Annotated in this window: 11 protein-coding genes; 7 read left to right on the plus strand and 4 right to left on the minus strand. The window is 67.8% G+C overall.

What is annotated here, in order from left to right:
* The 4 genes from ACH13J_RS07810 to ACH13J_RS07825 all read left to right on the plus strand — a co-directional run.
* A partial coding sequence (locus ACH13J_RS07810) for a homocysteine S-methyltransferase family protein (RefSeq protein WP_397542766.1) occupies positions 1–637 on the plus strand: 637 nt, incomplete at its 5' end.
* 74 nt (positions 638–711) lie between these two features.
* Positions 712–3159 carry an FAD-dependent oxidoreductase gene (locus ACH13J_RS07815; protein ID WP_397542767.1) on the plus strand — a complete coding sequence of 816 codons (2448 nt, stop codon included), beginning with the start codon at positions 712–714 and terminating at the stop codon, positions 3157–3159.
* Between the two features lie 76 nt (positions 3160–3235).
* The gene (locus tag ACH13J_RS07820) at positions 3236–3883 is read left to right on the plus strand and encodes an RluA family pseudouridine synthase (RefSeq protein ID WP_397542768.1); all 648 of its coding nucleotides are present in this window, start codon (positions 3236–3238) and stop codon (positions 3881–3883) included.
* A 175-nt stretch (positions 3884–4058) separates the two neighbouring features.
* The gene (locus ACH13J_RS07825; protein WP_397542769.1) at positions 4059–5396 is read left to right on the plus strand and encodes a vWA domain-containing protein; all 1338 of its coding nucleotides are present in this window, start codon (positions 4059–4061) and stop codon (positions 5394–5396) included.
* Positions 5397–5409: 13 nt separating this feature from the next.
* On the opposite strand, the gene ACH13J_RS07830 is transcribed toward ACH13J_RS07825, so the two are convergent.
* From ACH13J_RS07830 to ACH13J_RS07845, 4 genes are read right to left on the minus strand one after another with little or no spacing between them, the layout of a single operon-like run.
* Positions 5410–6456, minus strand: a complete 1047-nt coding sequence (locus ACH13J_RS07830; RefSeq protein ID WP_397542770.1) for a serine/threonine protein kinase — start codon at positions 6454–6456, stop codon at positions 5410–5412.
* Between the two features lie 46 nt (positions 6457–6502).
* Positions 6503–7354, minus strand: a complete 852-nt coding sequence (locus ACH13J_RS07835; RefSeq protein WP_397542771.1) for an alpha-1,2-fucosyltransferase — start codon at positions 7352–7354, stop codon at positions 6503–6505.
* Complete coding sequence (locus tag ACH13J_RS07840; RefSeq protein WP_397542772.1) at positions 7351–8106, minus strand: glycosyltransferase family 25 protein; 756 nt, start codon at positions 8104–8106, stop codon at positions 7351–7353. The genes ACH13J_RS07835 and ACH13J_RS07840 overlap by 4 nt, the downstream gene beginning before the upstream one ends.
* Position 8107: 1 nt before the next feature.
* Positions 8108–9550 carry an aldehyde dehydrogenase family protein gene (locus tag ACH13J_RS07845; protein ID WP_397542773.1) on the minus strand — a complete coding sequence of 481 codons (1443 nt, stop codon included), beginning with the start codon at positions 9548–9550 and terminating at the stop codon, positions 8108–8110.
* Between the two features lie 164 nt (positions 9551–9714).
* Between ACH13J_RS07845 and ACH13J_RS07850 the strand changes: the two genes are divergently transcribed.
* The 3 genes from ACH13J_RS07850 to ACH13J_RS07860 all read left to right on the plus strand — a co-directional run bounded on the left by ACH13J_RS07850 (position 9715) and on the right by ACH13J_RS07860 (position 12230).
* Positions 9715–10368: a redoxin domain-containing protein gene (locus ACH13J_RS07850; RefSeq protein WP_397542774.1), complete on the plus strand. Its 654-nt coding sequence runs from the start codon at positions 9715–9717 to the stop codon at positions 10366–10368.
* A gap of 111 nt (positions 10369–10479) precedes the next feature.
* Entirely contained in the window at positions 10480–11514 is a 1035-nt protein-coding gene (locus ACH13J_RS07855) for a succinylglutamate desuccinylase/aspartoacylase family protein (protein WP_397542775.1), read from the plus strand.
* On the plus strand, positions 11511–12230 hold the full coding sequence (locus tag ACH13J_RS07860; protein WP_397542776.1) for a hypothetical protein: 720 nt from the start codon (positions 11511–11513) through the stop codon (positions 12228–12230). Before ACH13J_RS07855 ends, ACH13J_RS07860 begins: the two co-directional genes overlap by 4 nt.
* Positions 12231–12234: the final 4 nt, after the last annotated feature.

The raw sequence follows: 12234 nt of genomic DNA on the forward strand, positions 1-12234 counted from the left end.
GGCACGTGACGCCGCCGGCGGCGGGCGCGTCGCCGGCGCGGTGGGGCCGATCGGCGCGTCCTACCGGCCCGACCTGTGCCCGCCGGTGGCCGACGCGGTGAAGCTTTACGAGGAGCCGGTCCGCCACCTGCGCGACCATGTCGACCTGCTGGCCTTCGAAACGATGGCCTCGGTCGAGCAGGCCGAGGGCGCACTGATCGCCGCCCGCGCGCACAGCGACCTGCCGGTCTGGCTGGCGCTGACGGTCGAGGATGCCGATGGCACACGGCTGCGGTCGGGCGAAAGGCTGGATCGCGTGGCGCCGCTCATCGAGCGGCACCAGCCGGCCGCGGTGCTGGTCAACTGCTCCCCGCCCGAGGTGATCGGCGACGCGCTGGAGATCGTCCGCGGCTTCGGCAGGCCCTTCGGCGCCTACGCCAACGGGTTCACCCGGATCAGCGCCGGTTTCCTCCAGGACGCATCGACCGTCGACGCGCTGGAAAGCCGCGAGGATCTTGACCCGGCCGCCTATGCAGAATTCGCCATGGGCTGGGTCGAACAGGGCGCGACCATCGTCGGCGGCTGTTGCGAGGTGGGACCCGCACACATCGCGGAACTATCCCGCCGGCTGCGGGCCGCCGGCCACGATATCGTCTGAACACGAACGGGAACCGGGGCGGCACGCGGCACGTCGGGCCAGTCTTCCCGCCCCGCCAAAGAACGGAGAAAGACATGGACCTTCCCAACAAAGCGCGCGTCGTGATCATCGGTGGCGGCGTCATCGGCTGCTCGGTGGCCTATCACCTGGCAAAGCTGGGTTGGCGGGATATCGTCCTGCTGGAACGCAAGCAGCTGACTTCCGGCACCACGTGGCACGCCGCGGGCCTGATCGGGCAGCTGCGCGCGACCGCGAACATGACCCGGCTGGCGCGGTATTCCGCCGAGCTCTACACCGGGCTGGAGGCCGAGACCGGGGTGGCCACCGGGTTCCGGCAGGGCGGGTCGGTGTCGGTCGCGCTGACCGACGAGCGGCTGGAGGAACTCTACCGCAACGCCGGCATGGCCCGGGCCTTTGGCGTGCCGGTCGAGGAGCTGAGCCCGCAAGAGGTCAAGGACCGCTACGCGCACATCAACCTCGACGGGGTCAAGGGCGGCGTATGGCTGCCCACCGACGGGCAGGCGGACCCGGCCAACATCGCGCTGGCGCTGGCCAAGGGCGCGCGGCAGATGGGCGCGACGATCAAGGAGCGGGTGAAGGTCACCGGCATGCGCCGCGAGGGACGCCGCATCACCGGCGTCGACTGGACGGCCGACGACGCAGAGGCCCAGGGCCATCTCTCCTGTGACATGGTGGTGAACTGCGCGGGCATGTGGGGCCGCGAGGTGGGCCTAATGGCCGGCACGAACGTGCCGCTCCAGGCCTGCGAGCATTTCTACATCGTCAGCGAGGCGATCGAGGGGCTGGGCCAGATGCCGGTGCTGCGGGTGCCGGACGAATGCGCCTACTACAAGGAGGACGCCGGCAAGATGATGCTGGGCGCATTCGAGCCCAACGCCAAACCGTGGGGCATGAACGGTATCCCCGATGATTTCGAGTTCGACCAGCTGCCCGAGGATTTCGACCATTTCGAGCCGATCCTGCAGGACGCCTGCAACCGGATGCCGATGCTGGCCGAGGCGGGCATTCACACCTTCTTCAACGGCCCCGAGAGCTTCACGCCGGATGACGCCTACCACCTCGGGCTGTGTCCGGAGATGGACAATGTCTGGGTCGCCGCGGGGTTCAACTCGATCGGGATCCAGAGCGCCGGCGGCGCCGGCATGGCGCTGGCGCAATGGATGGAGGACGGCGAGAAGCCCTTCGATCTGGGCGATGTCGACATCGCGCGGATGCACGAGATGCAGGGCAACAAGCTCTACCTGACGCGGCGGGCGTCGGAATCGCTCGGGCTGCTCTACGCGGATCACTTCCCTTACCGTCAGGTGGAAACCGCGCGGGGCGTGCGGCGTTCGCCCTTCCACGCGCAACTGCTGGAGCACGGCGCGGTGATGGGCGAGGCGCGCGGCTGGGAGCGCGCCAACTGGTTCGCCGCGCCCGGACAGGAACGGGAATACCGCTACACGTGGAAACGGCAGAACTGGTTCGACAACGCGGCGGCCGAACACCGTGCCGTGCGCGAGGGGGTGGGCATGTACGACATGTCATCCTTCGGCAAGCTGCGGGTGGAGGGGCCGGACGCCGAGGCCTTTCTCAACCACGTCTGCGGGGGAAACATGTCCGTTCCGGCCGGCAAGATCGTCTATACCCAGTTCCTCAACAGCCGCGGCGGGATCGAGGCGGACGTCACCGTGACCCGCCTGTCGGAGACCGCCTATCTCGTGGTCACCCCCGCCGCGACGCGGCTGGCCGACCAGACATGGCTGCGCCGGCACGCCGGCGACCTGCGGGTCGTCATCACCGACATGACCGCGGCCGAGGGCGTGCTGGCGGTGATGGGACCCAAGTCGCGCGACCTGCTTGCGCGGGTCTCGCCGAACGATTTTTCCAACGCGGCGAACCCGTTCGGCACGGCGCAGGACATCGAGATCGGCATGGGGCTGGCCCGGGCGCACCGGGTGTCATATGTCGGCGAGCTGGGTTGGGAAATATACGTCCCCTCCGACATGGCCGCGCACGTCTTCGAGACACTCGTCGAGGCGGGCGAGGCCGTGGACCTCAAGCTTTGCGGCATGCACATGATGGACAGCTGCCGCATCGAGAAGGCGTTCCGCCATTTCGGCCACGATATCACCTGCGAGGATCATGTGATCGACGCGGGCCTGGGCTTCGCGGTGGACCTGTCCAAGCCCGATTTCATCGGCAAGGCGGCCGTGGCCGAGCGCAGGGAGGCCGGGCCGCAGAACCGCATGGTGCAGTTCCTGCTCGACGATCCGGAACCGCTACTGTTCCATAACGAGCCGATCATCCGCGACGGCGCGTATGTGGGTTATCTAAGCTCGGGCAATTACGGTCATCACCTCGGCGCAGCGGTCGGCATGGGCTACGTGCCCTGTGCGGGTGAGAGCGCGGCAGAGGTGCTGGCCTCGACCTACGAGATCGACGTGATGGGCACACGCGTGAGCGCCCGGTCCAGCCTGAAGCCGCTCCACGACCCGAAGGCGGAGCGCATGAAGGCGTGATGCCTCCGGCGGGAGTATTTGGGGCAAGATGAAGCCCGGGGTGGAATCCACCGGGGCCCGGGTGTAGACGCCGGCCATGTCCGGGGAATACGCGCCGCCGCAGGAGCCATTGACCGTCCTCCATGACGATCACGAGATCGTCGTGGTGGACAAGCCCGCCGGCCTGCTGAGCGTGCCCGGCAAGGGGGCGCATCTGGCCGACTGCCTGTTGGCCCGCGTGCAGGAGGCATTCCCCACCGCGCTGCTGGTGCACAGGCTGGACCGCGACACCTCGGGCGTGATGGTCTTCGCGCTCAGCCCGCACGCGCAGAGGCACCTTGGCCTTCAGTTCGAGAAGCGGCAGGTGAAAAAGACCTATGTCGCCCGGGTGGCCGGCCGGCTGGAGCCGAAAACGGGCACGGTGGACCTGCCGCTGATCGTGGACTGGCCCAACCGGCCGCGCCAGATGGTCTGCCATGAGACCGGCAAACCCGCCGTGACGGACTGGCGGGTGCAACGCCACGGCGACGACGAGACACGCGTTCTGCTGATGCCCCGCACGGGGCGGAGCCACCAGCTGCGCGTGCACATGCAGGCCCTCGGCCACCCGATCCTCGGCGACCCGTTTTACGCGGACGGGCCGGCGGGGGACCACCCGCGACTGATGCTGCATTCCGAGGAATTGCGCCTGCGGCATCCCGATGGCGGCGCCGGGCAAAGGTTTCGCGTCAAGGCGCCGTTCTGACGTCGCCCGGCGGCGCCGGCAAGGAATTGCCGATCCTGCCGCGAAACTTGATCCTTGCGCCCCGTTCCGCCAGCGTCACCGCGTGGGCCGGACAGCGCGGCGCGCTTCGCACACGGGGGGCAGCCGCCTGAAAACACGTCACGATTTCCGCCCGCAGCAACATGGGAGGTCCGTTTTGAATACCACCGTCCGGTTTATCGTGGCCCTTGCGGTCGCAGGCTGCACGCTGGCCCTGCCAGTCACGGCACAGGAGGCGCCCGCGGCCCGTACAATGCTCATCCTCGACGGATCGGGCAGCATGTGGGGGCGAATCGACGGCACGCCCAAGGTCGAGATTGCGCGCGGCGCCGTCGGCGCCATGCTGGAGGATTGGCCCGAGGACCGCGAGATCGGGCTTATGGCCTATGGCCACCGGCGCGAGGGCGATTGCGGTGACATCGAGGTGCTGCACGCGCCCGCGCCGCTGGATAAGTCGTCGATGCGAGAGACCATGGCGGCGATCTCGCCCCGCGGCAAGACCCCGATCGGCGCCGCCGTCAGGCAGGCCAGTTCATCGCTGGCCGGCGTCGATGCCCCGGCCTCGGTCGTGGTGGTAACCGACGGGCTGGAGACCTGCGGCGCCGACCTTTGTGCACTGGGCGAGGAGCTGGCGCAGCGGGGCACACCCTTGACCGCGCATGTCATCGGTTTCGACATCGCGGAGTCCACGGGCCAGCTGGCCTGCCTCGCCGAGGCCACCGGTGGGCAATACCTGAGCGCGGCCAACGCCGACAGCCTGACCGGCGCGTTGCAGAAGGTCAGCCGGCCAGAGCCCGAACCGGCCCCGGAACCGGCCGGACCGCTCTTCGAGGATGATTTCGACCGCGCCGAGCTGGGCGGCAAATGGCAGGTGCAAGCGCCTGACCCGTCTGGATACATTCTCGAGGACGGCGCCCTGCTCACCATGACGGTCGAGCCGGGCTACATGGGCAAGTCCGCGGACCAGCCCAACGTGTTCCGCTGGCACGCGGCCGAGCTGCCGCAGGGCGACTGGGAGATCGCGGCCGACTTCACGGCGCGGATGGGCGAGGTGCAGACGCTGGGCGGCCGCCGCGCGATCGTGCAGGTGGCCCGCTATGCCGATCCGGAGAATTTCATCGCCGCCGAGATCTATCGGCAGGGCAATTCCAACGACGACATGTGGCTGAAGCTGCTGGCCGTGTCGGGCGGAACGACGAGCGAGGCCAAGCTGGAGATCGCGGGGGATGTGCGGGGCTATGACCTGGCACAGATCCTGACGGATTTCGCGGAGAAGGGCGCCCGGCTGAGCGTGGTCAAGCGCGGGCGCGATTACACGGCGCGGCTGAAGATGAACGGCTGGACGATGCAGGAGGGCGGCCCGCAGGTGCTGGAGACCGACCCGGTGACCGTGCTGCGCAGCAAAGGGGCGCCGGCGCTTTATGCCGGCACGATGGGTTCGGAACAGACGCTGGCGTGGTTCGACCGCATCGAGGTGCTGGCGCCGGGCGACTGACGCGGCGCCGCGCTCAGGCGCGCAGCACCCGATCGGTCAGGTTGAGGCGTTCGGCGATGACGGGTTTCAGTGCTGCGGCGAGGCCGGGGTCGGATTTCTGCAACTCTTCCAGCTCGTCGAGCCGATTGGTGGCGACAAGGTGCAGGGCATCCATTCTCGGTGCGCCGTCGGGGTGGCGTGGCAGCTGTGCCACGGGCTGAATGAGGTCGGGCTTCGGTTCGGGCGCGCGGGCGCGCAGCGCGGGCTCGGTCAGGTCGGTTTCGACGAAGGCGTACAGCCCCACGCCCTTGGCCGGCATCGCGTAGGTGCAGAGCGCCATGTCGGAAATGCGCGGATCGGCCAGCCACGCCGCGCGGAGGGCGGGGCCGTCACGTTCGATGCGGTCCTCGGTGCCTTCGCCGTCGGACCAGTTCATCAGCCGGCGGGTGACGAAGTTGTAAAGCTTCTTGCCGGTGGCCATCCAGATGCGCGCGGGCAGGGCCTTGCGCGCCAGCATCCGCTTCTCCGCCGAAGTCAGAAGATGCGGCGCGAAGGCGCGTTTCTGTTTGAGAAGGTGCCGCAGATCCTCGCGTGCCATCGTACGGAACATCCGGCCGCGGCGGCGATGCACCGAGGCGAGCTGGAAATCGATGACCGCGGCGCGGCCCGTGGGTGTCATCAGCCAGTTCTGCGGCTTGGCGATGTCGTTATGGGTGACGCCCGCGCGCCGCATCTCGCGCAACAGGCGCCGGGCATCGCGGTACCAGGCCGGATCGTCGGGCCTCGCCAGTTGAAGCGGCACACCCCTTGTCCAGCTGCGCAGGAGCCCGGTGCCGTCGACCCGCACCAGAACGGGGCAACCCTCGATCCCCTGCACGGCGCGCAGCGCGCGGATTTCCCGGCGCGCCAGTGCCCATGCCAGCGGGCGGGCATAGACCGGCACACCGTCGATACGGCGCAAGACCACCGGAAAGTCAGCCACCCCGTCGAGATGGCCAGAGATCGTCTCGGAGAAGGCATCGCGCTTGTGCACGGTTTCCGGCACGAAGCGTGCCTTGGCGATATCAGGCGCAGTGATCATGGGCGCGCGTCTTACAGCGTTTCGGAAACCGGGAAAAGCCGCGCCATCAGAGCCGGACCCATTCCGGCGGGCAGATATCGGGGTTGGCCGGCTTGCCCGGCGCGAACCACCGGCTCGGCGCGATCACGGTCTTGCCGGGGGTCTGGTTCAGCCATGCCCCCCACCATGAAAAGGTCGAGTTGGCGATGATGTTGTGGTCGCAGAGCGACTGCAGGTACATGTCGAAATGGCCCCGGGTTTCGTCGTTGATGTCGACGACGACCGTCTGCTGGCCGAGCACGAGGTTGTCGCGTGCCCAGCCGGGATCATTGGAGAACACGAAACAGGTGAGCGGTTTCCCCACCTTGGCGGTGAGGTGGTCGACAGCGGCGGCGTAATACCCCGGCGGACAGGCCGCGAAACCGCCATCGGCCACGTAATCGCCCCGCCGGACATGTACCGAAACGGCCACGGTGGCGGCCTCGATCCGCGCGGCCATGTCGGTGTTCGGCGCGTCAAGCGGCGTGGTCAGCGTCAGGTCATGGCGCAGGCGATCGGCCGAGGCGCCGAAATAGCGTTCGGATTGCCAGTAGCCGTGCAGATAGGTGTCGTCGGGCAGGTCGAAAAAGCCCGGGTCGAAGCCGAGCCCATCCTCGCGGTGCAGGCGCGGGGGCCGGCGCAGGTACCGCCAAGCCGCGTAGCGCAGGGGCCCGTCCATCTTGGATGGCGGCAGGCGGTCAGCCTCGACGAAGCGCGCGTTGCGGTAGTGCGGAAAGCACTCTGCACGCTCGTCGCCCCAGCGGATCATGTAGCGCCGGTCAAGCACGAGATCCGTCCCGAGGTGATCGGCCAGCGCCCGCCCGGCAGCATATTGAAAAAGCTGGTTGCCGGCCCCGCCGAATAGCCGCGTGACGATCATGCGCGCACCTCCGGCACGGATGCGTCGCTGTGACGGGCATGGCGCGCGGCACGCCGGCGATAGGCAAGACGCGCCCACTCTCGCCAAACCCGTTCCCGCAGCGATTTGCCTCCGCCCTGGATGGTGGAGCCGTCGAGCTCCCCGCCGATGTCGCGCACGCCCGAGGGAAATATCGCGCCGGGGCGCAGCCCCGTGTGCCAGTGGCTTTGCACCAGCGTGTCCACGGGGCGGTCAAAACGCGGCGCGGCACTCAGCAGGCGGGCCGCCGCGGCGGGGGTAACGATCTGCGCCGTGGTGCGCAGGTCTGGCAGCTGCGGAACGAAGAGGGCGCTGCCATCGCGCGTGTCGACCTGCCATGCCTGTCCCTGGTGCGGACGGGTCTGCAACTGGATGTAGCCCACCGCCGGCAGGTGATCCGCCGCCAGCCCGAGCGCCGTGGCGAAGCGCGGGTGGTCCAGTGCGGCGTCATCCTCGATGATGAGGGCCGCGTCGATTTCCCGCCTCTGGATCTCCGTCCAGATCGCCTGGTGGCTGAGCGCGCAGCCCAGCTCTCCCGTCTTGAGCGGGAAGGGATAGCGCGGCGGGAACAGACCGGTGGCACGGGCCGCGGCGGCCTCGTCTCCTGTCAGCGCCGCGCCATCCACGGCCGGCCATATCTCGCCCTGCACGCCGCACTCCTGCAACAGCCGCCGCGCGTTGTCGCGCCGCGCCGTGGCGCGCGACAGATGCAGGATAAAGGCGTGCAAGCGCATGTCAGGCGTCAGGCGTCCACCCGGACACCGCCTTGACCTCGAGGAAATCCTCGATCCCCCACTTTCCGCCCTCGCGGCCGTTGCCGGATTGCTTCATCCCGCCGAAGGGCGAGCCCAGCCCACGGGGCTGGCCGTTCATCTCGACCATGCCGGAGCGCAGCGCACGCGCGCAGCGGTTGGCGCGCGCGCCATCCTGTGTCTGGACGTAGTTCGTGAGGCCATAGGGCGTGTCGTTGGCGATTGCGATACCGTCCTCTTCGGTCTCGAAGGGGATGATCGACAGCACCGGGCCGAATATCTCCTCGCGCGCGATGGTCATGTCGTTGCGCACATCGGCAAAAACGGTGGGCTTGCAGTAAAAGCCCCGGTTGAAGCCCTCCGGGCGGCCGGTGCCCCCAGCGACCAGGCGCGCGCCCTCGTCGATGCCGGTCTGGATGAGGTCCTGGATCTTGTCGAACTGGACCTGGTTGACCACGGGGCCGATATGGCGCCCCTCCTCCCGCGGCGAGCCGACCTCGACGCCTGCGGCGATCTCGGCTGCGGCTTCCACCGTCTGGTCGTAGATTTCGCGCTGCACCAGCATCCGCGTGGGCGCGTTGCAGGACTGGCCGGAGTTGTTCATGCAATGCAGGACGCCGCGCTTGACCGCCTTCTCGTCGGCATCCGCGAAGATCAGGTTGGCGCCCTTGCCCCCCAGTTCGAGGCTCACCCGCTTGAGCGTGTCGGCGGCAGACTTGGAAATCAGCCGGCCCGCCCGCGAGGACCCCGTGAAGGAGATCATGTCGACATCCTCGTGCGCCGACAGTTGGCTGCCCACGCCCGCGCCATCGCCGTTGACGAGGTTGAACACCCCCGGCGGCAGGCCGGCCTCATCCGCGATCTCGGCAAAGATCAGCCCGCACAGCGGCGACTCCTCTGACGGCTTGAGCACCATGGTGCAGCCCGCGATCAGCCCGGCCATCACCTTCAGCGTGATCTGGTTCATCGGCCAGTTCCAGGGCGTGATCATGCCGACGACGCCGACGGGCTCGTGGATGATCCGGTCATTCGGGGCGTGCTCGCCGAGCGGCTCGATGAACTCGAATGCCTTGGCGGCCTCTAGAATGCCCTTGGTGTTGCCAAGACCGGCCGGCGCCTGCGCCTGCCGTGCCAGGTCGATGGGCGCGCCCATCTCGAGGCTGATCGCCTGCGCGAGATCCTCGATCCGGGTCTTGTAGACCTCGTAGAGCTTCTCGACACGGGCGATGCGTTCTTCCGGCGGCGTTGCCATCCAGCCGGGAAAGGCGGCGCGGGCCGCGGCCACGGCCGCGTCGGTGTCGGCCTGTCCGCCGAGGCTGATGATCGCGCACGGGTCCTCCGTGGCAGGGTCGATGACGTGATGATCCGTTCCGGCCCTGGGGTCCACCCAGGCGCCGTCAATGTAGAATTGACGTTTCTCGATCATGTATGGCTCCGCTTGTTCATGGGCTGGCCGGCCGGGCGGTCGCCCGCGCCGAGGGTCGCGTCACCTTGTCACCCGTGTATCACGGCTGCAAGGGACGGGTTCAAATTCCCGAGCCTGAACGTATGTTGGCGACGAGTCGCTTCAACCTTTACAGGAGACACTTCATGGCACTGCGCATCAACGATACCATCCCCGACCTGACGGTTGAAACCGATCAGGGGACCTTTTCGCTGCATGACTGGATCGGCGACAGCTGGGCCATCCTGTTCTCGCACCCCAAGGATTTCACGCCGGTCTGCACCACCGAGTTCGGCGCCGTCGCGCGGCTGGCCGACGAATGGGAAAAGCGCGGCTGCAAGGTGATCGGTGTGTCGGTAGACGGCGTCGAGGAGCACAAGAAATGGAAAGGTGACATCGAGAAGGTGGGCGGCGCGAAGGCCGGATTCCCGATCATCGCCGATACGGGGCTCGAGGTTTCAAAGGCCTTCGACATGCTGCCGGCCGAGGCTTATCTGCCGGATGGCCGCACGCCCGCCGACAGCGCCACGGTGCGCAGCGTCTTCATCATCGGACCGGACAAGCAGCTCAAGCTGATGATGACCTACCCGATGACCGTGGGCCGCAACTTCGCCGAGGTGCTGCGCGCGCTCGACGCGGTGCAGACCAGCGCGTCCAAGGGCGTGGCGACGCCGGCTGACTGGACCACCGGGCAGGACGTGATCATTCCGCCCTCGGTCAGCGACGAGGACGCGAAAGCCAAGTTCGGCGAGTTCGATACCGAACTGCCCTATCTGCGCTGGACGAAGATGCCCGGCTGAGGGGCAAGGTCCGGCCGGCCGGTTCCGGCCGATATGCGCCGGCCCTCGACAGGGCCGGCATGGACTTCGGGCCGTGAATTGCCTATGCGGACGCGGCAGCAGGGGATCGACATGGGCAGGCGCGACGCGTTCAAGATCGACGGTCACGTGATCGAGCCGGGACGGCGGCGCACAGTCGAGGTGCCCGTCAGCACCCTTTCGGATCACACCCCGGTCAGCCTGTCGGTGCATGTCATCCATGGCCGCAAACCCGGCCCGGTTCTCTTCGTGTCCGCCGCGGTCCACGGCGACGAGGTCATCGGCGTCGAGATCGTTCGGCGGCTGCTGCGGGCCGGGGCGCTCAAGGGGATGGCGGGCACGCTGCTGGCCGTTCCGATCGTCAACAGCTTCGGCTTTCTCAACCACTCCCGATACCTGCCGGACCGGCGCGACCTGAACCGCTGTTTCCCCGGGCTCAGCGAGGGGTCGCTGGCCTCTCGGCTGGCGCACATCTTCATGCGCGAGGTGGTCAGCCGGTCGGACCTTGGCATCGACCTGCATTCGGCGGCGATCCATCGGCTGAACCTGCCGCAGATCCGGCTGACCCCGGGAAATGACCGGCTGGCGGATCTGGGGCACGCATTCGGCGCGCCCGTGATCCTGCCCTCCAAGCTGCGCGACGGGTCGCTGCGGATGGCCGCGGAAGAGGCCGGCGTGGACGTTCTGCTCTACGAGGGCGGCGAAGGGCTGCGCTTTGACGAGCTTGCCGCGCGCGCCGGGGTCAGCGGGATCCTGCGCGTGATGCAAAAGCTCGACATGGTCGGGCGCAAAGGCGTGCCAAAGGTCAAGCATTCCCCGGTCGTGGCGCAGGAATCGCGCTGGTATCGTGCGCCGGTCGGGGGTGTTTTCCGTGGCTACGTGGCCATCGGCGAAGCCGTGTCGCCCGGCACGGTGCTGGGCACGGTTTCGGACCCCTTCGGCGACATCGAAACCGAAGTCGCGGCCGAGGAACGGGGCATTGTCATCGGGCGCACGAACATGCCGGTGGTCTACGAGGGCGACGCCTTGTTCCACATCGCCAAGACCCAGAGCGCGGAACGCGCCGCAGAGGGCGTGAACGCCCATCTGGAAGCCGCACCGCTCTATGACGAGGACGAGATCATTTGACGGATCGGGCACGGCGAACGACCGACGTCAACGACATCACCATCGAAATCATCCGCACCCGGATGAGGCTGCATTTCATGCTGACGCCCAAGGGTGACCGGCAGGCCGGGAAGATCTTCGTCATCGGTCATCCCCGCAACGGCACGACCACGCTGCACCGGCTGTTCCTTGCCAACGGTCTGAACAGCTTTCACGACTCCAGGGATTGGCGGACGGGCCGGTTCGACGCGTTTTCCGATTTTGGACAGGTACGGCCGGTGGCTGCCTATGACCGGACCTATCCCAATGCCCGGTTCATCCTGAATTTCCGCCCGCTGCGGAAATACCTCGTGAGCATCGCCGCTCACCACCGCAGGGTGTTCAGCGTCCAGAATTTCGTGAACGAGGTCTATCGCCGCGCCGACTGGTTCGCATGGTGCCTGCGGCATTTCCGGGGGCGTCCGGATTTCATGGCCGTCAACATCGAGGCCCCCGGCGCGGTGGAACGGGTCGCCGAGTTCTGCGAATTCCCGGTCAGGTTGCCGCCCGAGGGTGCGGTCAACAACGTGTCAAACCGCCCCAAGCTGGCGGAGAATACCCGCAACATCGAGGCCGCGCTCGACGCGCTCGGTCTCTCGGAAGAGGCCGGTCGTGGCTGTCTGGTATCACGCCTGCACCCCGCACCCGAACGCGCCGAATTGCTGGCGGCGCGCGACACACTGCGCGTGGTCGAATAACGCG

The sequence above is a fragment of the Roseovarius salis genome, assembly GCF_044472985.1.
GTDB classification, from domain to species: domain Bacteria; phylum Pseudomonadota; class Alphaproteobacteria; order Rhodobacterales; family Rhodobacteraceae; genus Roseovarius; species Roseovarius salis.